General features: G+C 70.6%; 17 protein-coding genes and 1 pseudogene. 8 read left to right on the top strand and 10 right to left on the bottom strand.

Annotated features, from left to right (window positions below; all coding sequences use genetic code 11):
• Positions 1-72: 72 nt before the first annotated feature.
• Positions 73-2,292: an NADP-dependent isocitrate dehydrogenase gene (locus OHT77_RS06560; protein WP_328827057.1), complete on the bottom strand. Its 2,220-nt coding sequence runs from the start codon at positions 2,290-2,292 to the stop codon at positions 73-75.
• Positions 2,293-2,501: 209 nt separating this feature from the next.
• Here OHT77_RS06560 and OHT77_RS06555 point away from each other — a divergent pair, with 209 nt between their 5' ends.
• A complete protein-coding gene (locus tag OHT77_RS06555) occupies positions 2,502-4,046 on the top strand; it encodes a M1 family metallopeptidase (protein WP_328827056.1) in 1,545 nt (514 codons plus the stop codon).
• An 18-nt stretch (positions 4,047-4,064) separates the two neighbouring features.
• Here the strand turns inward: OHT77_RS06555 and OHT77_RS06550 are convergent, their stop codons facing one another.
• From OHT77_RS06550 to OHT77_RS06540, 3 genes and pseudogenes are all read right to left on the bottom strand, one after another.
• Positions 4,065-5,177 carry a mechanosensitive ion channel family protein gene (locus OHT77_RS06550; RefSeq protein ID WP_328827055.1) on the bottom strand — a complete coding sequence of 371 codons (1,113 nt, stop codon included), beginning with the start codon at positions 5,175-5,177 and terminating at the stop codon, positions 4,065-4,067.
• A 210-nt stretch (positions 5,178-5,387) separates the two neighbouring features.
• Positions 5,388-5,675 (bottom strand): annotated as a pseudogene (locus OHT77_RS06545) (amino acid permease); the annotation flags it as partial.
• Between the two features lie 245 nt (positions 5,676-5,920).
• Positions 5,921-6,880, bottom strand: a complete 960-nt coding sequence (locus OHT77_RS06540) for a lysylphosphatidylglycerol synthase transmembrane domain-containing protein (RefSeq protein ID WP_443047940.1) — start codon at positions 6,878-6,880, stop codon at positions 5,921-5,923.
• Between the two features lie 162 nt (positions 6,881-7,042).
• Here OHT77_RS06540 and OHT77_RS06535 point away from each other — a divergent pair, with 162 nt between their 5' ends.
• On the top strand, positions 7,043-8,947 hold the full coding sequence (locus OHT77_RS06535) for an ABC transporter ATP-binding protein (RefSeq protein WP_328834168.1): 1,905 nt from the start codon (positions 7,043-7,045) through the stop codon (positions 8,945-8,947).
• 6 nt (positions 8,948-8,953) lie between these two features.
• Here OHT77_RS06535 and OHT77_RS06530 read toward each other — a convergent pair whose 3' ends face one another.
• From OHT77_RS06530 to OHT77_RS06515, 4 genes are all read right to left on the bottom strand, one after another.
• Positions 8,954-10,405, bottom strand: a complete 1,452-nt coding sequence (locus OHT77_RS06530) for a purine-cytosine permease family protein (protein ID WP_328827054.1) — start codon at positions 10,403-10,405, stop codon at positions 8,954-8,956.
• Between the two features lie 191 nt (positions 10,406-10,596).
• Positions 10,597-11,064, bottom strand: a complete 468-nt coding sequence (locus OHT77_RS06525) for a hypothetical protein (protein WP_328827053.1) — start codon at positions 11,062-11,064, stop codon at positions 10,597-10,599.
• 69 nt (positions 11,065-11,133) lie between these two features.
• On the bottom strand, positions 11,134-11,805 hold the full coding sequence (locus OHT77_RS06520; RefSeq protein ID WP_328827051.1) for a hypothetical protein: 672 nt from the start codon (positions 11,803-11,805) through the stop codon (positions 11,134-11,136).
• A gap of 49 nt (positions 11,806-11,854) precedes the next feature.
• Entirely contained in the window at positions 11,855-14,035 is a 2,181-nt protein-coding gene (locus tag OHT77_RS06515) for a glycoside hydrolase domain-containing protein (protein ID WP_328827050.1), read from the bottom strand.
• A gap of 237 nt (positions 14,036-14,272) precedes the next feature.
• Here OHT77_RS06515 and OHT77_RS06510 point away from each other — a divergent pair, with 237 nt between their 5' ends.
• Positions 14,273-14,617 (top strand): GNAT family N-acetyltransferase, encoded by a 345-nt coding sequence (locus OHT77_RS06510; protein ID WP_328827048.1) that lies wholly within the window; start codon positions 14,273-14,275, stop codon positions 14,615-14,617.
• Positions 14,618-15,077: 460 nt separating this feature from the next.
• On the top strand, positions 15,078-15,431 hold the full coding sequence (locus OHT77_RS06505; protein WP_328827047.1) for a VOC family protein: 354 nt from the start codon (positions 15,078-15,080) through the stop codon (positions 15,429-15,431).
• Positions 15,432-15,491: 60 nt separating this feature from the next.
• Here the strand turns inward: OHT77_RS06505 and gndA are convergent, their stop codons facing one another.
• Positions 15,492-16,931, bottom strand: a complete 1,440-nt coding sequence (gene gndA / locus OHT77_RS06500) for an NADP-dependent phosphogluconate dehydrogenase (protein WP_328827046.1) — start codon at positions 16,929-16,931, stop codon at positions 15,492-15,494.
• Between the two features lie 318 nt (positions 16,932-17,249).
• Between gndA and OHT77_RS06495 the strand changes: the two genes are divergently transcribed.
• The gene (locus OHT77_RS06495) at positions 17,250-18,470 is read left to right on the top strand and encodes a transglycosylase family protein (RefSeq protein ID WP_328827044.1); all 1,221 of its coding nucleotides are present in this window, start codon (positions 17,250-17,252) and stop codon (positions 18,468-18,470) included.
• On the opposite strand, the gene OHT77_RS06490 is transcribed toward OHT77_RS06495, so the two are convergent.
• Positions 18,460-19,605: a DMT family transporter gene (locus tag OHT77_RS06490; RefSeq protein WP_328827043.1), complete on the bottom strand. Its 1,146-nt coding sequence runs from the start codon at positions 19,603-19,605 to the stop codon at positions 18,460-18,462. The genes OHT77_RS06495 and OHT77_RS06490 overlap by 11 nt on opposite strands.
• 209 nt (positions 19,606-19,814) lie before the next feature.
• Here OHT77_RS06490 and OHT77_RS06485 point away from each other — a divergent pair, with 209 nt between their 5' ends.
• Genes OHT77_RS06485 through glgC form a run of 3 tightly spaced genes read left to right on the top strand, consistent with a single transcriptional unit; the run spans position 19,815 to position 23,033 of the window.
• Positions 19,815-20,570, top strand: coding sequence for a (2Fe-2S)-binding protein (locus tag OHT77_RS06485; protein ID WP_328827042.1), 756 nt, complete (start codon positions 19,815-19,817; stop codon positions 20,568-20,570).
• A 39-nt stretch (positions 20,571-20,609) separates the two neighbouring features.
• Positions 20,610-21,761: a glycogen synthase gene (gene glgA / locus OHT77_RS06480; RefSeq protein ID WP_328827041.1), complete on the top strand. Its 1,152-nt coding sequence runs from the start codon at positions 20,610-20,612 to the stop codon at positions 21,759-21,761.
• A gap of 51 nt (positions 21,762-21,812) precedes the next feature.
• A complete protein-coding gene (gene glgC / locus OHT77_RS06475) occupies positions 21,813-23,033 on the top strand; it encodes a glucose-1-phosphate adenylyltransferase (RefSeq protein WP_328827040.1) in 1,221 nt (406 codons plus the stop codon).
• Positions 23,034-23,129 lie beyond the last annotated feature (96 nt).

Raw genomic sequence — 23,129 nt, 5'->3', positions numbered from 1 at the left:
ACCGCGGGGGTGAACGCGGCCGCCCCGGCCGGGAGGAACCCGGCCGGGGCGGAGTGACTCGGAGAGTCTGCGTCAGCTCAGGGAGGCCAGCGCGTCGTTCCACGTCGTCGACGGGCGCATGACCTTCGCGGCCTTGGCCGGGTCGGGCTGGTAGTAGCCGCCGATGTCGGCCGGGCTGCCCTGCACCGCGCCGAGCTCCTCGACGATCTGCTCCTGGGCACCCGCGAGGGTCTCGGCGAGCGACGCGAACGCCTTCGCGAGGTCCGCGTCGTCGGTCTGCGCGGCCAGCTCCTGCGCCCAGTACAGGGACAGGAAGAAGTGGCTGCCGCGGTTGTCGATGCCGCCGACGCGCCGGGTCGGGGACTTGTCCTCGTTGAGGAAGGTCGCCGTGGCGCGGTCGAGGGTGTCGGCGAGGACCTTCGCGCGGGTGTTGCCGGTGAACGTCGCGTACTGCTCCAGGGAGGGGACCAGCGCGAAGAACTCACCGAGGGAGTCCCAGCGCAGGTAGTTCTCCTTGACCAGCTGCTGGACGTGCTTCGGGGCGGAGCCGCCGGCGCCCGTCTCGAAGAGGCCGCCGCCCGCCATCAGCGGGACGACCGACAGCATCTTGGCGCTGGTGCCCAGCTCCAGGATGGGGAAGAGGTCGGTCAGGTAGTCGCGCAGCACGTTGCCGGTGACCGAGATGGTGTCCTCGCCGCGGCGGATGCGCTCCACCGACAGCTTGGTGGCCTCGACGGGGGCGAGGATCCGGATGTCCAGGCCCTCGGTGTCGTGCTCCGGCAGGTACGCGTTGACCTTGGCGATCAGCTGCGCGTCGTGCGCGCGGGTCTCGTCCAGCCAGAACACGGCCGGGCTGCCGGTGGCACGCGCACGCGTGACGGCCAGCTTCACCCAGTCCTTGATCGGGGCGTCCTTGGTCTGGCAGGCGCGGAAGATGTCGCCCTTGGCGACCGCCTGCTCCAGGACGACGTCGCCGGCCTGGTCGACGAGGCGGACCGTACCGGCGGCCGGGACCTCGAAGGTCTTGTCGTGCGAGCCGTACTCCTCGGCCTTCTGCGCCATGAGGCCGACGTTCGGCACCGAGCCCATGGTCGAGGGGTCGTAGGCGCCGTGGGCACGGCAGTCGTCGAGGACGGCCTGGTACACGCCGGAGTAGGAGGAGTCCGGGAGCACCGCGAGGGTGTCGGCCTCGGCGCCGTCCGGGCCCCACATGTGGCCGGAGGTGCGGATCATGGCCGGCATCGAGGCGTCGACGATGACGTCGGACGGCACGTGCAGGTTGGTGATGCCCTTGTCGGAGTCGACCATCGCGAGCGCGGGGCCCTCGGCGATCTCCGCCTCGAAGGACGCCTTGATCGCGTCGCCCTCGGGCAGCGCGGCCAGGCCCTTGAGGATGCCGCCGAGACCGTCGTTCGGGGAGAGACCGGCGGCGGCGAGCGTGGCGCCGTACTGCTCGAAGGTCTTCGGGAAGAAGGCGCGGACCACGTGGCCGAAGATGATCGGGTCGGAGACCTTCATCATCGTGGCCTTGAGGTGCACGGAGAACAGGATGTCCTCGGCCTTGGCGCGGGCGATCTGCGCGGTGAGGAAGGAGCGCAGCTCGGCCACGTGCAGCACGGAGGCGTCGACGACCTCGTCCTTGAGGACGGGTACGGACTCGCGCAGCACGGTGGTGGTGCCGTCCTCGGCGACCAGCTCGATGCGCAGCGAACCGGCCTCGGAGATCGTCGTGGACTTCTCGGTGGAGCGGAAGTCGTTCTCGCCCATCGTCGCCACGTTGGTCTTCGAGTCCGAGGACCAGGCGCCCATGCGGTGCGGGTGGGTCTTGGCGTAGTTCTTGACCGAGGCGGGGGCGCGCCGGTCGGAGTTGCCCTCGCGCAGGACCGGGTTCACGGCGGAGCCCTTGACCTTGTCGTAACGGGACTGGATGTCCCGCTCCTCGTCGGTCTTCGGGTCGTCCGGGTAGTTCGGCAGCGCGTAGCCCTGCTCCTGCAGCTCGGCCACGGCGGCCTTGAGCTGCGGGATGGACGCCGAGATGTTCGGCAGCTTGATGATGTTGGCCTCGGGCGTCTTCGCCAGTTCGCCCAGCTCGTGCAGGGCGTCCGGGATCCGCTGGTCCTCGGTGAGGTACTCCGGGAACACGGCGATGATGCGCCCGGCCAGCGAGATGTCCCGCGTGGTCACGGCGACACCCGCCTGCGAGGCGTACGCCTGGACCACCGGCAGGAAGGAATACGTCGCCAGGGCCGGGGCCTCGTCAGTGTGCGTATAGATGATGGTCGAGTCAGTCACCGGTGCTCCGCTCCACGTCTGCAACATTGCTCGACATCAAGATATCTCGTGCGCGGGTCCCGCTCGACAGCGGTCCGTCCGCATCGCGCGAACACCCGTGGGCGATCCGAGGGCAACCGACCGACCGGTTCGGCTGTCAGTACCGGTGGATCGCCATTACTGACCGACGGCCGGAGCTGACCACCCGGCCGCCCGAGCGAGAGCGGATCATGAGATATCGCACCAGAGTGACGGCCCCGGTGGCCGCCCTGATCGGTACGGCAACAGCACTGACCGTTGGTTCCCCGGCCCTCGCGGCCGGACGGGGGAACGGCACCGAAGGCGCCGAGACCCTCGACGACCCGGTGTTCCCGAGTCTCGGCAACGACGGCTACCGAGTCCTCTCCTACGACCTCGACCTCGCCTACGACGCGACGACCAAGCTGGTCGACAGCACGGCGACGCTGGAACTCCGCACGACCGAAGCCCTGTCCCGTTTCTCCCTGGACGCCCTCGGCCTCGACATCCGCACGGTCCGCGTCCACGGCCGTACGGCCGACTTCGAGCAGGCCGGCGAGAAGCTGCGGATCACGCCGGCCCGGACCCTCCCGGCGAGGGCGCGGGTCACCGTCCGCGTGGAGTACTCCGTCGACCCGGCCCGCTCCGCCGCGCCCACCGGCGGCTGGGTCATCACGCCCGACGGGTTCGCGGTGTGCGGCCAGCCGAACCTGGCGCACACCGTCTTCCCCTGCAACGACCACCCCAGCGACAAGGCCGACTTCACGTTCCGGATCACCGTCCCGGACGGGCTGCGCGGGGTCGCGAACGGTCAACTGCTGCGCACCGAGCGGCTGTACGGCGGCCGGACCGCGTTCAGCTACCGCTCGCGCTCGCCGATGGCGACCGAACTGGTGCAGCTCACGGTCGGCGACTACGTGATCAAAAACCGGCAGGGCCCGCACGGGCTGCCGCTGCGGGACGTCGTCCCGACCGCCCGCGCCGCCGCCCTGGAACCGGCGCTCGCGCTCACGCCGGGACTCGTGGACTGGCTGGAACAGCGCCTCGGGGCCTTTCCGTTCGAGACGTACGGACTGCTGCCCTGCAACTCCGACGCCCCGAACGCCTTCGACTTCACAGGACTCGAGACCCAGACCCTCACGCTGTACAAGCCGAACTTCCTGCTCCAGGAGGAGAGCAAGATCGGCTCGCACATGATGCACGAGTTGGTCCACTCCTGGTTCGGCAACAGCGTCAGCCCCGCCACGTGGGCCGACCTGTGGCTCAACGAGGGCCACGCGGACTTCTACGGACTCCTCTACCGCTACGAGCGCGGCTGGCCCGACTCCCTCGGCCTGACCACGATGGAAGCCCGCATGAAGGACACCTACGCCCGCGGCGACCAGTGGCGCCACGACTCCGGCCCGGTCGCCGCCCCGAACGCGGTGAACCTCTTCGACGACCAGCGCTACCTGGGCGGCGTCCTCGTCCTGTACGCCCTGCGGGAGTTCATCGGCGAGGACACCTTCCACGCCGTGGAACGCGCCTTCCTCGCCCGCTACCGCGACTCCTCGGCGTCGACCGAGGACTACATCGCCGTCGCCTCGAAGGTCTCCCGCCAGGACCTGTCCGGCTTCCTCGGGGACTGGCTCTACGGTACGGCGACACCGCGCATGCCCGGCCATCCGGACTGGACGGTGACGCCGGTGAACCCGGCCCTCACCGCCCCGCACAGCCGGACCGGCGGCCGCTACCGGGACAACTCCGCGACTCTCTAGGGGAGTTGAGCGGTCAGGTCAGTCGAGCCGGGTGGAGGGGACTTCGCCCGGCTCGTCCTCCGGGACCCGCTGGTGCGGTATGGAGACCGCCCCCGGCGGAAGCGCCCCCTGGTGGAGCGCCACCGTGCGGGTCGGTGCCGGGATGCGGATGCCCTCGTCGCGGTACCGCTTGTGCAGGCGCTTGACGAACTCGTGCTTGATGCGGAACTGGTCGCTGAACTCGCCGACCCCCAGGATCACCGTGAACCCGATCCGCGAGTCGCCGAAGGTGTGGAAGCGGATCGCCGGCTCGTGCTCCGGGATCGCGCCGGTGATGTCGGTCATGACCTCGGCGATGACCTCCATGGTCACCTCCTCGACATGCTCCAGGTCGCTGTCGTAGCCGACGCCCACCTGCACCAGGATCGTCAACTGCTGCTCGGGACGCATGAAGTTGGTCATGTTCGTCTTGGCGAGCTGGCCGTTCGGTATGACGACGAGGTTGTTGGAGAGCGCCCGTACCGTCGTCTGGCGCCAGTTGATGTCCTCGACATAGCCCTCCTCGCCGCTGCTCAGCCGGATGTAGTCGCCGGGCTGCACGGTCTTGGAGGCGAGGATGTGGATGCCCGCGAACAGGTTGGCGAGCGTGTCCTGCAGGGCCAGCGCCACGGCGAGACCGCCGACACCGAGTGCGGTGAGCAGCGGCGCTATCGAGATGCCGAGCGTCTGCAGCATCACCAGGAAGCCGATGGCCAGGACCAGTATTCGGGTGATGTTGACGAAGATCGTCGCCGAACCGGCCACCCCGGAGCGGGAGTTGGTGACCGCCCGGACCAGTCCCGCAATCACCCGGGCCGCCGCCACCGTCACGGCCAGGATGATCAGCACCTTGAGGGTCTGGTTCACCTGGTGCTGGACCGTGTGCGTCAGCGGCAGCACCGCCCCGGCGACCCCCGCGCTGCCGATGACCGCCGACCACGGCAGCACGCTGCGCAGCGCGTCGACCATCACGTCGTCGCCGCTCCAGCGGGTGCGGCCGGCGTGCTTGCCGAGCCAGCGCAGCAGTATCCGCAGCAGGAACGCGGCCAACAGGCCGGAGGCCAGGGCGATTCCGGCGAGCATGAAGTCGTCCAGGGTCGGCGTGCGGTTCATCGGTCACCGCCGGGGAGGGAAACGGCGGCGAGGAGTGCCGCCGACGGCCGGATGTGAAGGGTCGTCACGTTGTCCACCTGCTCGATGTCGCGGGCATTGCCAGAACTGCCGTCGCACCGGGCGGAGCGGTTCACCGCACCGGCGCGACCGCTCATCCTGCCGTATCCGGACGGCGAGTTCGTACCCCGTCCGGGGCTGTGAGCACGGCTTTCAGACGATTCCCCCGGCCAGTTCGGCCTGCTCGCGGTCGGAACCGCAGGCCGCCGCGGTCGGGGCGCCGTAGGAGCGGCGGGCGACGTACCACCACACACTGGCGAGGATCAGGACGACGGCGAGGGCGATCGACGCGTAGTTCATCGAGTCGACCATCACCGGAGAGGACTGGGGCAGGCAGAACAGCACGGTGACGTACGCCACCCAGACGACCGCGATCCGGCCGACCGGCTTGATCCAGCGGCCCAGGTGCCACGGACCCGGCTGAAAAAGGTCCCCCGCGCGCGGAGCGCAGCGAGATCCGGGACGCGCTCGCGAGTACGGTCCCGCCCCGCGCGCGAGGTCGACGTCCTCGTCGTCGGCGCCGGCACGCAGGCCCGTCCTCCAAGTCGTCCAGGACGGGCGGTTGTTGCATCAGGAGCGGGTGCGGGCGGCCGTACCGCATCGCACGTTGACCCTCACGGCGCTCGGCGGGCGGTGAAGGTCGGACAACCGGGGGGTCGACTTGCCGTTGGAGTGGGGGCCGGGGGTCAGATGACCCTCAGCCGGACCAGGGCGCCGAGCGTCAACGCGCCCGGGACGATGGGGATCCAGACGGTGATGATCCGGTAGGCGAGGACCACCGCCGTGGCCACGGTGACCGGGCCGCCCGCCGCCACCAGTGCGATGATGAGCGCCGCCTCGACCGAGCCGATGCCGCCGGGGGTCGGTATCAGCGCGACCGCGACCGTTGCCGCGAGGTAGGCGACGACCATGGACGCGGGCGGCACCGGCAGCCCCAACGCCAGCCCCACCGCGACCAGTCCGGCCGCCTGCAGCGAGGGGAACGCGAGCACCCCGCCCCACAGGGCCAGCGCGCGGGACGGCCGGGTGTGCACCGACCGGGCCTCGCCCAGCGCGGAGCGGACGAAGCCGAGGACGGCGGTACGGAGCCTGCGGACGAGCAGCAGCACCAGCAGCGCCGCACAGGCCACCGCGCCGATGCCGAACAGCAGCGGACCGACCGCCCCGTGCGGCAGCAGTGAGCCGATCTCCAGCGCGTCCGGGAACGCGATCAGCAGCGCCAGCAACAGGCCCACCCGGGCGACCGACTCGGCCAGCAGATAGAGCGCCACGGCGGCGGAGGAACGCGCCAGGGGCACCCCGCACACCGCCATGAACCGCAGATTGACCGCGCTCGCGCCGAGCCCCGTCGGCAGCAGGTGGTTGGCCGCGCCCGCCGCGAACTGCGTGGCCAGCAGCCGGCGTACGGGCAGCCGCTCGACCAGGGCGCCCTGCCGTCCCGCGGACGCGGCGACCCAGGTGCCGCAGGTCGCGGCGGCCGCGGCCAGCAGCCAGGGCCAGTCGGCCTCGCGGAGATGACCGAAGCCCTCGGCGAGCACGGACCAGTGGCGCACGGCTACCCACAGCACGAGCGCGAGCGGGACCAGCATCAGGATCTGCCGGGCGGGAAGACGCTTGAGGCCCGGGGGAACGCGTACGACCGTCACATCCCGAGAGGGTCCCCAGGCCACGACAACTGCGGGTTGCGGCAGCGGGGACAGTTCCTTACACGCGCCCTTACACGAGCCCCCGCACCCCGTCCCGCGCCGGGATCCGCCGAATACGTTGACCTCAACGACGCTTGAGGTCCTACGGTCTCTCCCATGAGCATGGAGAGCACGGCCTGGACCCAGCTGCACAGCGTCATGACCGCCGAACCGGAACGCCGCCCCTTCGCGCGCGCCACCCTGCGCCGCATCGCGGAGTTCGCCCGACCGCACCGCCGCCCCATCGCACGGTTCGTGCTGCTCGGCGTGGTGACCGCGCTGCTCGCGGTCGCGACCCCCGTCCTCGCCGGGCACGTCGTCGACGCGATCGTGTCGGGCGGCGACGACGGCACCGTCGTCCGCCTCGCCCTGCTCATCGCGCTGATCGCGGTCGCGGAGGCGGCCCTCGGCATCCTGGGCCGGCGGCTCTCCTCGGCGCTGGGGGAGGGGCTCATCCTCGACCTGCGGACGGCCGTGTTCGACCATGTGCAGCGGATGCCGGTCGCGTTCTTCACCCGGACCCGCACCGGGGCGCTGGTCTCCCGGCTCAACAATGACGTCATCGGCGCCCAGCGGGCGTTCAGCAACACCCTGTCCGGCGTGGTCAGCAACTTCGTCACCCTGCTGCTCACCCTCGCCGTCATGCTCACCCTGTCCTGGCAGATCACCCTGCTCGCGCTCGTCCTGCTCCCGGTGTTCGTGATCCCGGCCCGCCGGATGGGCAGCCGCATGGCCCGTATGCAGCGCGAGGCGGCCGAACTCAACGCCGCGATGGGCACCCGTATGACCGAGCGTTTCTCCGCCCCCGGCGCCACCCTCGTCAAACTCTTCGGCCGCCCCGACGAGGAGTCCGTCGAGTTCGCCGCCCGCGCGAGCCGCGTCCGCGACATCGGCGTCCGCACCGCCACCGCCCAGTCCGTCTTCATCACCTCCCTGACCCTGGTCTCCGCCCTGGCCCTCGCCCTCGTCTACGGCCTCGGCGGCTGGTTCGCGCTGCACGGCAGCCTGGAGCCGGGCGCGGTCGTCTCGCTCGCCCTGCTGCTGACCCGCCTCTACGCCCCGCTGACCGCGCTCGCCGGGGCCCGCGTCGAGGTGATGAGCGCCCTCGTCAGCTTCGAGCGCGTCTTCGAGGTGCTGGATCTGAAACCGCTGATCGAGGACAAGCCCGACGCCCGCGAGGTCCCCGAGGGCCCGGTCGCCGTCGAGTTCGACGAGGTCCGCTTCGCCTACCCCTCCGCCGACAAGGTCTCCCTCGCCTCACTCGAAGAGGTCGCCTCGCTCGACACCCGCGGCGGCGCCGAGGTCCTGCACGGCGTCTCCTTCCGCGCCGAACCCGGCCAGACCGTCGCCCTCGTCGGCTCCTCCGGCGCAGGCAAGTCCACCGTCGCCCAGCTCCTGCCCCGGCTCTACGACGTCGACGAAGGCGCCGTACGCGTCGGCGGCGTCGACGTCCGCGACCTCACCGCCTCCTCCCTGCGCGCGACCCTCGGCATGGTCACCCAGGACGGCCACCTCTTCCACGACTCCGTCCGCGCCAACCTCCTGCTGGCCCAACCCGCCGCCACCGAGGGCGAGTTGTGGGACGCGCTGCGCCGCTCCCGCCTCGACGACCTCGTACGGTCGCTGCCCGACGGCCTGGACACGGTGGTCGGGGAACGCGGCTACCGGCTCTCCGGCGGCGAGCGCCAACGCATGACCATCGCCCGGCTGTTGCTGGCCCGCCAGCGTGTCGTCATCCTCGACGAGGCCACCGCCCACCTGGACAACACCTCGGAAGCGGCCGTACAGGAGGCCCTCGCCGAGGCGTTGCAGGGCCGTACCGCCGTGGTGATCGCGCACCGGCTGTCGACCGTGCGCTCCGCCGACCAGATCCTCGTCGTCGAGGCGGGCCGGATCGTGGAGCGCGGCACGCACGACCAACTCCTCGCCACCGGCGGGCGATACGCAGAGCTGTACCGCACGCAGTTCGAGAGGCAGCCGGAGATCGGAGCGGTCCAGGAGCCGCGTTGTGACGAGGTGACCGCGTAACGGGCGTCAGGGCTCGCGGTGTTGGTGCGCCGCGTTCTCCAACTCCTCGGCCTCCGCCTCGGCCACGCGGATCTCCGCCTCGACGTCGATCGAGCGGCTGAGCCACCAGTACAGCAGCCCGGCGACCGGCAGTCCGACGAACAGGGAGAGGTCGGCGCCGTCCATGGCATGCGCGATCGGGCCGACGTAGAGGGTGCCGACGGAGAAGAACGGCACCATCGCGCCGAAGCCCACCAGGTAGGAGATGATCCCGTGCCAGCCCCAACGGCCGTAGATGCCACGGGGGTTGAAGATCTCGGCGATGGCGTAGTGGCCGCGGCGCACCACGTAGTAGTCCATCAGGTTGACCGCGGTCCACGGGATGAACAGATAGAGCACCAGCAGCAGGAAGTTGTTGAAGTTCGTCAGGAAGTTCGCGGTGGCGGCCATCGCGCCGACGAGGGAGAGCGCGGCGGTGAGGCCGATCGTCAACGCCCTGACGGAGACTGTCGGCCGGACCTTCCGGAACGAGTCGATCGCGCTGATCAGGGTCAGGGAACCGCCGTACATGTTCAGCGCGGTCACCGAGACCAGGCCCAGGGTGGCGAAGAGGAGGACGATCGCGCCGAAGCCGCTGAACACCTTGTCGCCCGCCGCGTCGATCGAGCGGATCGTGTCGAAGTCCTTGCCCGCCCAGGCGGCGAGCAGCGCGCCGAGCGTCATCAGCCAGACCCCGCCGAGCGCCGAGCCGAAGTAGGTCCAGTAGAAGGTCTTGCGGACGGTGACGTCCGGCGGGAGGTAGCGCGAGTAGTCCGAGACGTAGATCGCCCAGCTGATCTGGTAGCCCGCGACCACACCGAACTGCGCGAGGAACGGCGTCCAGGAGAAGCCGCCGAGGTCGAAGGAGCCGGCCGGGTAGTGCAGGGTCGCCAGCACGCCCACGGTGAAGATCCCGAAGACGACCAGGAAGCTGTACGTCAGGAACTGCTCCGCCTTGTGGATGATGTCGTAGCCCACGAGCGCGATCACGAAGCCGACGACGGTGACCACGGCCACCCACATCTTGGTGTTCCCGTGCACCGTGGTGTGCAGGGCCTCGCCCGCGAGGATCGTGTTGAAGACGTTGAAGCCCGCGTACTGCACATACGCGAACAGCCACACCAACAGGGCGCCCACGTAACCGAACTGGGGCCGCGACTGGATCATCTGCGGCAGGCCGAGCTGCGGGCCCTGGGCCGAGTGGAAGGCCATGAAGAAGGTGCCGAGCAGGGTGCCCGCGACGATCGCGATGAGCGACCAGATGAGGTTGCCGCCCTCGGTGATGCTGATCAGCCCGACGGCGAGCGTGGCGATCTGCGCGTTCGACATGAACCACAGGGGGCCGAGGTGCCACAGCTTGCCGTGGCGCTCGTTCAGGGGCACGTAGTCGATGGAGCGTATCTCCAGCCCCGACACCCGGGGCTCAGATGCGGTGGTCACGGCGCCTCCCAGGTGCTGTTCCAGCCTCTGTGGCCACATTCATCCCCCGCACGCGCCGGGGCAACCGCAACGGAGGCCGTCAACTGTTCGAGGCGGGACCAGCGGCGCCCTGACGGCCGCGACGGAAGGGCCGCGACGGAAGGGCCGCGGCGCAGGTGCGCCGCGGCCCCGGGTGTGCCGTCCGGTGAGGGCTAGAACGGTGCGCAGAGGCCCGGATTGCCGTCGCAGGAGAGGAGGTTCGGGTCCCACGTGCTGTTGGAGCTGGAGAAGTAGACCTCCGGCACCCACCCCCAGTTGCCGTTGTCCGCCTCGGTGAAGGCCCAGGCGTTGTTGCAGTAGGAGCCGGAACAGAAGGTGGAGCTCAGGGTGTCGCCGCGGAACCAGTTGATGTTGGCGCTGTTCACGGTGCCCACGAGGCTGCTGGACCCGGGTGCCGAGCGCACGCCGATGCTGCCGCCCCACAGCCGGCAGTAGTTCACGTTGCCGGCGCCGTGGTGGGAGCCGGCCGCGATGTAGGAGTAGGTGACGTTGCAGGCCGTGTCGTACTGCGCCCCGGACGGGGCGGCGGAGGCCGGGGCGGCGGTGACGCCCAGGGCGCTGACGACGGCCGCCGCCATGACGGCGAACGTCGCGGCCAGCGATCTCGCGGTGTTCTTCACTGCAGTCTCCTCATGGTCATGGTCGGTCCCGCGGCCGGACGCCCGCCACGGGTCGTGCGGGTCCACGGCTCAGCCGCGCAGGGCGAGCGTTCCCGGGCCCTGCCCGAGCGCGAGGGTGCGGCGTCCGATCCGGTCGGCGAGCCGCGCGAGGCGGTCGTCGGAGGGCGGGACGTCGATCTGGAAGTGGGCCTCGTAGGGCGTCCTGAAGGTGCCGCCCCACCGCACCACGCCCGCGCAGTCGGCGACGATGTCGGCGATGGCGGCACGCTGCGCGGGGAACAGTGCACCGGTCGCGCCCGGCGGCAGGGCGCCCGGGCGGACGGCGACGGCAGTGCCGGAGGCGTAGTTGGTCCGGTAGCCGGTCAGGCCGTGGGGCGCCCGGAAGCCCTGGATGTCGTCGGGTTCGAGCGCCTCGACCTCGTAGTGGTAGCGGCTGATCACATGGACCAGCACGGCCGAGGCGGGGCCGAGCCGCAGCGCGACGGACGCGCCCGTGCCCGGTACGGGTCTGGTCCACACGGCGCCGCCGATGTCGGCGCCCTTCTCCGTCGGCCAGCCGTTCGCACTGGTGCCGCCTGTGCGCGGGTCGGCCCGGGAGGCCGGGCTCTCCGCGAGGCCGGGTACGGCGGTCGGTGTCGCCGCGGCGGCGGTGGCGAGTCCGGGAACCGTCGCGGCGACGGCGATTCCGGTGGCCGTGCGCAGCAGCACGCGCCGGGTCGGGGCAGGGCTGGGCAAGGACATGGCGAGGCTCCGGGGAAGAGTGGGGTGGAAGTACGGGGGAGGGGCGCGGTCAGTCGCGCATGAGGCTGTTGTACTTCTCGAACACGGCGAAGAGCCCGATCATCGCGTTGCCGTAGCGCTCGGCGCCGTCACCGGTCCCGTTGTACCGGCCCATGATCCGGCGGCTGTCGTCGGTGCTGCTGTCGACGGTGGGCCGTGCGATGCCGAGGAGTGCGGCGCCCTGGACGAGGACCGCCGGGATGGTGCTGACGTTGTACACGTCGTCGTCGTGCAGGCTGTGCCACATGGTGGAGAGGTCGTCGGAGCTGTCCGTGCTCATGATGCGGCCGGTGATGATGCCCGCGTCCACGCAGTAGTTGCGCGCGTCGATGCCGGTGTGCGCCCGGATCTGCCCGAGGCCGGTGCTGCTGTCGTCCTTGAGACCGGCCTCCACGGCGTCGTCCGCGGCCTTGTCGGCGACGTTGTACGCCCTGATCTCCCACAGCAGCGGGCACTGGATCAGCGCCTTGCGCATGCCGTACGTGCGGGAGACCGAGGTGGTCAGCCAGTCGAGGTCCATCACCGCCTGGAACGACTGGGTGGTCGTGCGGGTGCTGTAGGCCATGCCGCCCTCGCCGCCCTGCTCCGGCACCCCCATGGAGTTGACCATGTAGTTCTGCACGTCGGCGAGCAGCACGTCACGGAAGAACGTGTCGAACCGACCGTCCAGACGGCTGTCGTCGTTCTCCTCCAGGAAACTGCTCTGCCCCAGGTCACGGCCCGACGCGATGTCGTTGTCGATGGAGATCGCCCCGGAGCCGCTGCCCGCGGAGATCGTGGCGATCTGGTCGAACGACCAGTCCACGGGATGCGGGAACCCGAGGTTGCCAGAGAAACCCGTCGACATGTCGGACAGGAAGCTGGCCGAGGTCAGGCCCTCCGCGCCGACCCTGCTGCACACGTTGCGCGGGGCGTAGATGCCGATCCGGTACTCGGGGCCGTACTCGTCGACGGTGGCCTTGATGCCGCGGAAGTGCGGCAGGACGCTGTCGGTCACCTCGTAGTCGAGGGCGTCGAAGTCGACGGCGAAATAGATCCGCGTACCGGCCTTGAAACCGTAGTGCCGGGCCCGCTCGATCGCGGCGTGGGCGTCCGCGATGCCCTGCTCACGGCGGAAGTACGCCGCCTCGCCGCCATAGGTCTGGTAGATCGGGAAGACGTTGAGGCCCTGTGCGGCGATGACCTTCAACTCGCCCGGCTGGAGCTGCTTGTTGAGGGTGGAGCCCGGGACGTTGGAGAGGTACCGGCCGATGTAGCGGTAGCCCGCGGAGTACAGGGCCGCGGCACGGGGCGCGGTCAGTTCGGTGACGGTGTCGCAGGCCGTGCCGACGCGGGTGTTGTCGCCCGTGGACACCAGCAGGGAGGCCCAGGTGGGGAAGTCACCCTGGCCGTTCACGGGGAGTCGTACGAAACTCTGGAAGTCCCGTACCCCGGCGGCGAGTCCGGCGTCGAAGGTCGTGGTGAAGGCGGCCCCGGGTCGGCGGTTGAAGAGCATCGCCGCGCTGAACAGGCCGACCCAGACGCCGGTCGAGCCCTGGGCCACGGTGTGGTCGCGCAGGCCCTGCTTCGTGGCGGGCCCGAGCGCCCCTGTGGCCACGTCGTCGCTCATGCCGATCTCGTACTGGATGGCGTAGATGAGCGCCTTCTGCACGTCCCGGGAGAAGTTGCCGTCACAGGGGATCACGAAGAAGTCCCGGCGGCCGATGTAGCGGCTGTTGAGCCACTGCTCCACGGAGCGGATGGCGTCCGTGCCGCCGTCGACGAGCACGTACGCGTCCATCGTCAGCAGCGCCTTGAAGACCTTCGGGGTCAGACTGTCCCCCGGGTAGGCGGCGTCGACGCCCATGTTCCGCTTGAGGCTGGTGACGGAGGCCGAGACGCGCTCCGTGTAGTCGCCGTTGATCTGGTCACCGTCGTAGCCCTTGCAGTACAGGCCCGACTGCACGATCCGGTAGATGTTGCCGTTGCGGGTGTTGCCGTCGATGACCGGGAAACGGGACTGCAGGGCCGCGAGCGTCGCCGGTCCGAAACTGTCGGCCAGGGTGGTCATCCCCAGCTCGTGCTGGAGCGCCCGGGTGAGGGCGTACATGACCGTCCAACTGGTCTTGCCGTTGACCTCCACCTTCGGGATGCCGTCGACGTCGTAGCTGTTGATGAATCTCTGCGCCTGCTCCACCATCGCGTCGGCCACGGCGGCTCTCCCCCTGCACCGGGCTCGGACGGCTGCCGGTGCAGGGACAGCCTTGGGGATCGGGAGGTGGCCCGCAATGAATTCGAACGCGCTCGAATACCTGGGCCGTGCGGGGCGCCGTGGGCAGTGCGGTCCATGGGGTCGCCGGCCGCCCTGAGGATCCCGGGGACCCGGTGATCATCGTCGGTTACGCTCAAGTGGTCGGTACGGCCGGACCATCGCACCAGGAGGATGCCCATGAGCGAGATCGAGATCCGCGACGACCGGGCGGCGGGCCGCCTGGAGGCGGTCGGTGACGGCGAAGTCGTGGGCCACATCGAGTACTTCGTCCTGGAGGAGCCCGCGCGCGCCCTCGTCCCGGTGCACACCCTCGTGGAACCGGCCCACGAAGGAAAGGGCATCGCAGGCTCCCTGGCCCGCGAGCTCTACGGCATCGCGGCCCGCGAGGGCATCGTCGTCGCCCCGCTCTGCCCCTACGTCGTCAAGTGGGCGGAACGTCATCCCGACGAGGCACCGGCCGCCGACCCGAAGCTGCAGCGGGCGGCGATGGAGTGGCTTCGGGCGCATCCCGGGCGGTTCTAGGCGGCACGGCTCGCGGGTGTCGGCACGCGGGTGGAGCCCGGCTGAGGCCACTCGGGTGAGTGGCGGGGCGGGTGTGGGGTACGCGGGGGAGTAGTCCAGAGCCGATCAAAGCCACTGGCTGGAGGACACGATGACGCAGCCGTACCCCGACCCGGTACCACCGAGCCCGACCCCCGTTCCGGGCCCCGGCCCCACGCCGGTCCCCGACCCGGAGCCCCCGGTCCCGCTTCCCACGCCCCCGCCGGGTCCCCCGCCCACCCCGGACCCGTCCCCGTCCCCGATCCCGCCGGGCCCCGGCCCGGAACCGGTGCCGGCCCCTGAGCCGGGTCCACCGCTCACCTGACCGGTCTCACCGGTCACGCAGGACACGACGAGCCGGGCAGCCCACTCGCGGGCTGCCCGGCTCGGCCGTACCCCCACACGCCACGCGGCCCGCTCCCGCCCCTGGCAGGATGCCCCCATGGAACGTGTACTCGGAATCGGCGGATACTTCCTGCGGGCCACCGACCCGGAGGCGCTCAGCGCGTGGTACCGGGACTGCCTCGGTCTGGACACCGACGAGCACGGCCTGTGGCGCCCGGAAGCCGGGCCGACGGTGTTCGCGGCGTTCGAGTCCGGGACCGACTACTTCGGATCCCGCACCCAGCGGACCATGCTCAACTTCCGCGTCCGCGACCTCGACGCGATGCTCGCGCAGCTGCGCGCCAAGGGAGCGGACGTGGACGGGGAGACGCAGGACATGGACGGCGTCGGGCGCTTCGGCTGGGTCACCGACCCCGAGGGCAACCGCCTCGAACTCTGGCAACCGGCCTGACAAACGCCCGACACCCCCGGGGCCTCATGCCCCGGGGGTGTCGGACGCGCGGCAGAACCCCTACGCCGTGACCTCCGACCGGTCCCCGCCCCACAGCGTGTGGAACGCGCCGTCCCGGTCCACCCGGCGGTACGTGTGCGCCCCGAAGAAGTCCCGCTGCCCCTGCGTGAGCGCCGCGGGCAGCCGCTCGGCGCGCAGTGCGTCGTAGTACGCGAGGGCCGCCGAGAAGCCGGGCGTCGGGACGCCCTGCCGGGTGGCCGCGACGACGACCTCGCGCCAGTCGTCCTGCGCCCCCGCGATCTCCTGCGCGAACGTCTCGTCGGAGAGCAGGCTCGGCAGGTCCGCGCGGGCGTCGTACGCGGCGCGGATGCGGTCGAGGAAGGCCGCCCGGATGATGCAACCGCCGCGCCAGATCGAGGAGACGGCGCCGAGGTCGACGTTCCAGTCGTACTCCTCGCTGCCCGCCGCGATCTCGTGGAAGCCCTGCGTGTACGACACGATCTTCGACGCGTACAGCGCCTGCTCGACCCGGTCCGCGAAGGCCGCCGCCTCGGTCTCGCCCAGCGGGGCGGCCGTGGGTCCTGCCAGCCCTCGCGAGGCCTCGCGTAGCGCCGCGTGGCCGGAGAGGGAGCGGGCGAAGACCGCCTCGGCGATGCCGGAGACCGGGACGCCGAGGTCGAGGGCGATCTGCACCGTCCAGCGGCCGGTGCCCTTCTGCTCCGCCTGGTCGACGACGACGTCCACGAACGGCTTGCCGGTGGCCTCGTCCACGTGGGACAGCACCTCGGCGGTGATCTCGATCAGGTAGGAGTCCAGCCGGCCCGTGTTCCAGGTGCGGAAGATGTCCGCGATCTGCGCGGGGGAGTACCCGGCGACATCGCGCAGCAGCTGGTACGCCTCGCCGATCAGCTGCATGTCGGCGTACTCGATGCCGTTGTGCACCATCTTCACGAAGTGCCCGGCGCCGTCGGGACCCACATGGGTCACACAGGGCGCCCCGTCCTTCGCCTTCGCGGAGATCTTCTCCAGCATCGGACCGAGGGATTCGTACGACTCCTTCGGGCCACCCGGCATGATGCTCGGCCCGTTCAGCGCGCCCTCCTCGCCGCCGGAGACGCCCATGCCGACGAAGTGGATGCCCTGCTCGCGCAGCGCCTTCTCACGGCGCCGGGTGTCCTCGAAGTGCGCGTTGCCACCGTCGATGATCATGTCGCCGGGCTCCAGGAGAGGGGCGAACTCCTCGATCACCGCGTCCGTCGGGTCACCGGCCTTCACCATGACGACCAGGCGGCGCGGCCGCTCCAGCGCCGCCACGAAGTCCTTGGCCGTCTCCGCCGCGATGAAGTCGCCCTCGCTCCCGAACTCCGCCACCAGGTCGCGGGTGCGGGACGCGGTCCGGTTGTGCACGGCGACCGTGTAGCCGTTGCGCGCGAAGTTGCGGGCGAGGTTGCGGCCCATGACCGCGAGACCCGTGACGCCGATCTGCGCTGATGTGCTCATTCGGTTGGCTCCTAAAGATCAGGAAGGTCCTGACATCGGTGGTACCGGTCGGGCTCGCCAGTATTGCCCCACTGACCATCCTGGCCCGCCGGTACCCCGACCGCACGTGCTGGCCGTACGGAGTTGTCCGCCTCGTGTCGCTGTTCCTCCCGGGCTCCTTCCGCGGAAACGCCCGCTCAACCCCACCTGCCCCACCCGTTTCCAACGGGCGTGGATTACCGGTCACTTGAGTCCCAGAGCGGCCGGTTGCCACCTTGTCATGGCCTGTTCGGGGCGCTTATTTTTGGCCCTCCTGACGCATGTCGAGGGGGATTCTCCATGGCCGTACGCGGCCGGCACCGCCGGTATCAGCCGAACAGGATCAACCGGGCCTCGCTGCTCACGGTCACGGCGGGCGGCGCGGGCATCGCGATCCCGCTCGTCGGCGCGGGCGCCGGCACCGCCCAGGCGGCCGATGTGAGCACCTGGAACAAGGTCGCCGCCTGCGAGTCCAGCGGCGACTGGAGCATCAACACCGGCAACGGGTATTACGGCGGGCTCCAGTTCACCCAGTCCACCTGGGAGGCCTACGGCGGTACGGCGTACGCGCGCCGCGCCGACCTGGCCACCCGGGACCAGCAGATCGCCGTCGCGGAGAAGGTCCTCAAGGGCCAGGGTCCCGGCGCCTGGCCGGTGTGCTCGGTGCGTGCCGGGCTCACCCGGGGCGGCGGCACCCCCGACATCCACGTCGGCGGCACGAGGACCGAGAGCACCTCGGCGCACAAGAGCAAGGCCGAGGGCAGGAAGCAGACCGTGGTCAAGCGGTCCGTGAAGGACGTCCAGCCGCAGACCACCCCGCAGTCCCGCGCGGGCACCGCCGAGATGTACACGGTCGTGCGCGGCGACACCCTCTCCGGCATCGCCGACACCGAGCGCGTCGACGGCGGCTGGCACGGGCTCTACGCCGCCAACCGCACGACCGTCGGCAGCGACCCGGACCTGATCCTGCCCGGACAGCGGCTGAGCCTGCACCCCAAGGCCGACCCCACGTCCCACACGACGACGAAACCGGCCACCAAGCCGTCGGCCACCAAGTCCCAGAAGAAGAAGGCCACTTCACACACGGCCGAGAAGACCACCAAGAAGTCGACAGGCCGTTCCCGCATCGCGCCCGTCGACGCGCCCATCGGCACCGCGTACCACGCGGAGGGCTCGCACTGGTCGAAGGGGTATCACACGGGCGTCGACTTCCTTGTCCCCACCGGCACTTCGGTGAAGGCCATCGAGCCCGGCACGGTCGTCAGCGCCGGATGGGCGGGGTCGTACGGCTACCAGGTGGTGATCCGGCACGCCGACGGGCGGTACTCGCAGTACGCGCACCTGTCCGCGATCTCCGTGCGGGACGGCCAGTCGGTGGGCGAGGGGCAGCGCATCGGGCGGTCCGGGTCAACCGGAAACACCACGGGCCCGCATCTGCACTTCGAGGTGCGGACGGGGCCCGGCTTCGGTTCCGACATCGACCCGCTCGCCTATCTGCGGGCCGGCGGGGTCAGGATTTGACGCGCTCCCGGTGCCGGTCGGGCACCGGGAGCATCACGTACAGGCCGGCGTAGAACGGACCGAAGTAGCCGACCGCCTCCGCCTCATCGGAGCCGGTCGGCTCCGTGGTCCCGTAACCCTCGCCGGCCGGACCCGCCGTCTGGGCCGGGACCAGGATCCCGTCGCCCGAGGTGTCGGCGGTGATGTCCGCGTCCGGCGCGCCGACGTTCACGCTCACGTCGACGGGCTGTCCAGGGAGGGCGTCCAGCAACTCCTCGACGGGCGAGGGCGCGAGCGGAGCCGCGGCGGTGTCGGCCGGCACGGTCTTCTCCAGCCGCTCCGTGGTCAGCAGGATCAGGCCGCCCGCGGCGACCACTCCGGCGGACAGGGCGAGGAGGGTGCCCGTCGTGCCGTAGCGGAAGGTCTCGCCGAACATCGTGATGCCGACCGCGGCCGCCACCACCGGGTTCACGACCGTCAGGACCGCCAGCGGGGCCGCGAGGCCCGCGCCCCGGTAGGACGCCTGCGAGAGCATCAGACCGGCGACGGCGAACACCGCGATCACGGCCAGGAACGGGATGTCGGAGGCGGAGACCGCGCCGTTGTCCCAGTCGACCGTCACCGTCTTCGTGAACACCGATGACATGCCGAAGGCTATGCCGGACGCGGTCGCCAGCAGCACGCTGCGCACCGCCGGGTGCCGGTGTGCCGCGCGGCCCGCGATCATCAGGGTCACGACCACCGCGCCGGTGAACACCGCGACGGACACCCGCTGCGCGGTGCTCAGCGAGTGGCTGTCGGACGCGCCGACCAGGGAGAGCAGACCCGCCAGACCGATCGTCGCCATGATCGCGCCGCGCCAGGCGGTGGACCCGGCCTTACGGCCGACGAAGAGCGCCGCCATCGGCAGCGCGAACACGATCGTCAGGGCACCCAGCGGCTGCACCAGGCTCAGCGGGCCGTAGGCCAGCGCCACCACGTGCAGCAGACCACCGGTGCCGTTCAGACCGACCGCCGCCCACCAGCTGGGGCGGCGCAGCGGCGCGTACTCCTGCTCGGGCGAGGACACCGCGACGCGCTCCTGCACGATCGCCCCGCCGGCGTAGGCCACGGCGGAGACGAGCGAGAGCAGGATGGACAACGCGAGGGCGCTCATCGGCAGCTCCTCTGCGTCAGGCGGGCACCTCTGGCACCACGCGGCGAACGGTCGGCTTTCATACAGAACACGATGCCGTCCGATGTTCTTCCCGTCGTCGTACCTGAGCACCGATTGGGTAGTACTGCCGATGGAGTACGAAAGACCCTTTGTCCTCCCCAAGGTGGGTGACACCGGGCGACACCCCCTGGGGGAAGCCCCTGAGAGCCTTGGTACTACTGCTGTTCGTGGACCTCGACCCCGAACTCGCCGCGCTCCGCCCGCTCGGCGGCTTCTTCGTACTACGCACGGGCGGAGCCCCGCGCGGCCCGCTGCCGACGCTCGCGCGGGCCTACGAAAGTCCGGCGTCGGATGTTTACGGAAATCCGCTGACTTTTCGTGTCCATGTCGTCGCGGAACGGATCCACGCCCCTGAACCGCGGATCGCCGCCTCGATCGCACAGCAGGGACTCGCGGCCCGGCTGTGGTCGATCGCGCTCGGCAGCGCCGTTCTGTACGGCCATGTCCCCGACCTCGACCCCGGCCTGCTGCACTGGGACGCCGAAGCGAGCGCGCCCGACGACCTGTGGCTGGCCGAGGTGCGCCCGCTGCCCGGCGACGCCGCCACCCTCGCGGACACCGTGCTGCATGCCCACCTGGAACCGCTGGTCACGGCCCTGGCGGCCCGTCACAGCACGGCCGCCGGCCTCCTGTGGGGCAACGCAGGCTCCGCGCTCGCGGGCGCGGCCCGTGAACTGAACCGCTGGGCACGCGCGCGTGGCCGTACGGACGTCGCCACGCGCGCGCGTGCCCTGACCGGGGAACTCTTCGCCCACCCGCTCCTCGCCGGCACCGGAACGTTCACCGGCAGCTCCTTCCGGCGGCGGAGTTGCTGCCTCTACTATCGGATCCCCGGTGGCGGGGTGTGCGGGGACTGCTGCTTCACACGACCACCTGGCTCTTCCCCGAACGCGGCTTCTGGGTGACCATGAGGGCAATCTGCCGCCGAGAACAAGGGGTTTCGGGTGCGAGTGGGACTGCTGACCCGGGAGTACCCGCCGGATGTGTACGGCGGCGCGGGCGTCCATGTGGAGTTCCTCGCCCGGGAGTTGAGGCCCCTGGTCGACCTCGACGTGCACTGCTGGGGTGAGGGCCGCACCGAGGGCGTCGTACGCCACCGCTCCTGGCCCACCCTCGACGGCGCCAACGACGCCCTGCGGACCTTCTCCGTGGACCTCTCCATGGCCGCCGCCCTCGAAGGCCGCGAACTCGTCCACTCCCACACCTGGTACGCCAACCTGGCCGGCCACTTCGCCAAGCTTCTCCACGGCATCCCGCACGTGATGACCGCGCACTCGCTGGAGCCGCTGCGCCCCTGGAAGGCCGAGCAGCTCGGCGGCGGCTACGCCCTCTCCAGCTGGGCCGAGCGCACCGCGATCGAGGCCGCCGACGGTGTCATCGCCGTGTCGGGAGCCATGCGCGAGGACATCCTCACCTGCTACCCGGCGCTGGACCCGGCGAAGGTGCGGGTCGTCCACAACGGCATCGACACCACGCTCTACCGCCCCGACCACGGCACGGACATCCTCACCCGGCTCGGCATCGACCCCGGCCGCCCCTACGTACTGTTCGTCGGCCGCATCACCCGCCAGAAGGGCGTGCCCCATCTGCTGCGCGCCGTGCGGAACATCGACCCGGCCGCACAGGTCGTGCTGTGCGCGGGCGCGCCGGACACCCCCGAGATCGACCGCGAGTTCCGCGAGCTCTTCGAGGAGCTGAGCAGTGTCCGCGCGGGGGTCCACTGGATCCCGCAGATGCTGCCCCGCCCGGAAGTGATCCAACTCCTCACCCATGCCACCGTGTTCGCCTGCCCCTCGGTCTACGAGCCCCTCGGGATCGTGAACCTGGAGGCGATGGCCTGCGGTACTGCCGTGGTCGCCTCCCGCGTCGGGGGCATCCCCGAAGTGGTGGCGGACGGGGAGACGGGGCTCCTGGTGTCGGTGGACGACGACTTCGAGGCCAACCTCGCGCTGGCACTCGACTCCGTGCTCGCCGACCCGGAGACTGCGAAACGGATGGGCGAGGCCGGGCGGGAGCGCGCGGTGGGCGAGTTCGGCTGGGACGCCGTGGCGCTGCGCACCGCGCGGCTCTACGCGGAGATCGCCAAACAGGCTTAGTACGCGCAGCTCGGGGCAGGCTGGGGTCAAATCAGGGTGAGGGGAGCGGCCATGCGTCGTGGCGGACCTTCGGTGCTCGGGATCGTACTGGCGGGCGGTGAGGGCAAGCGGCTGATGCCCCTCACCGCCGACCGGGCCAAACCCGCGGTCACCTTCGGCGGCACATACCGCCTCGTGGACTTCGTACTGTCCAATCTCGTCAACGCCGACATTCTGCGCATCTGCGTCCTCACGCAGTACAAGTCGCATTCGCTGGACCGGCACATCACCACCACGTGGCGCATGTCGAGCCTGCTCGGCAACTACGTCACACCGGTCCCGGCCCAGCAGCGCCTGGGCCCGCGCTGGTACCTCGGCAGCGCGGACGCGATCCTGCAGTCGCTGAACCTGATCTACGACGAACGCCCCGAGTACGTCGCGGTGTTCGGCGCCGACCACGTCTACCGCATGGACCCCCGGCAGATGCTCGCCCAGCACATGGAGAGCGGCGCGGGCGTCACCGTGGCCGGTATCCGCGTGCCGCGCGCCGAGTCCTCGCAGTTCGGTGTGATCACCCCGGGTTCGGACGGCCAGACGGTCGAGCGCTTCCTGGAGAAGCCCGCCGACCCGCCGGGTCTGGCGGACGACCCGGAGTGCGTGTACGCCTCGATGGGCAACTACATCTTCACCACCAAGGCGCTGATTGAGGCGCTCCAGCGGGACGCGGAGGAGACCGACTCCGTGCACGACATGGGCGGTTCGATACTGCCCGCGCTCACCGACCGGGGCGAGGCCGCCCTGTACGACTTCAGCGCCAACCACGTCCCCGGCGAGACCACCCGCGACCAGGGCTACTGGCGGGACGTCGGCACCCTGGACGCCTACTACGACGCCCACATGGACCTCATCGCGGAGCGCCCCGCCTTCAACCTCTACAACCGCAACTGGCCCATCTACACCCACTCCGGCCAGCTCTCCCCGGCCCGCTTCAACGCCGGCGGCATGGCCAGCGAGTCGATCATCAGCTCCGGCTGCCTGATCCGCGGCCAGGTCACCCGGTCCGTCCTCTCGCCGGGTGTGGTGGTCGACCCCGGAGCGGTGGTCCAGGGCTCGATCCTGCACGACAACGTCCACATCGGCCGGGGCGCGGTGGTCCGGGGCGCCGTCCTCGACAAGAACGTCGAGGTGCCGCCGGGCGCGACGATCGGCGTCAACCCGGAGCGCGACGCCGACCTGTACACGGTCTCCAAGGGCGGCGTCATCGCACTCGGGAAGAATCAACTGGTCACATAGCTTCGTGTTGGCGCTTCGGAGCCCCGGTGCCGTTCGGCCGCACCGGGGCCGCGCCGCGTCCGCGTGCCCGCAGCGTCCCGGCCCCACCGGTGGTTG

This window comes from Streptomyces sp. NBC_00252, assembly GCF_036187565.1.
Classification (GTDB): Bacteria; Actinomycetota; Actinomycetes; order Streptomycetales; family Streptomycetaceae; genus Streptomyces.
Note: the sequence above shows the minus strand (reverse complement) of the source record. Positions and strands in the feature narration are given on the sequence as shown.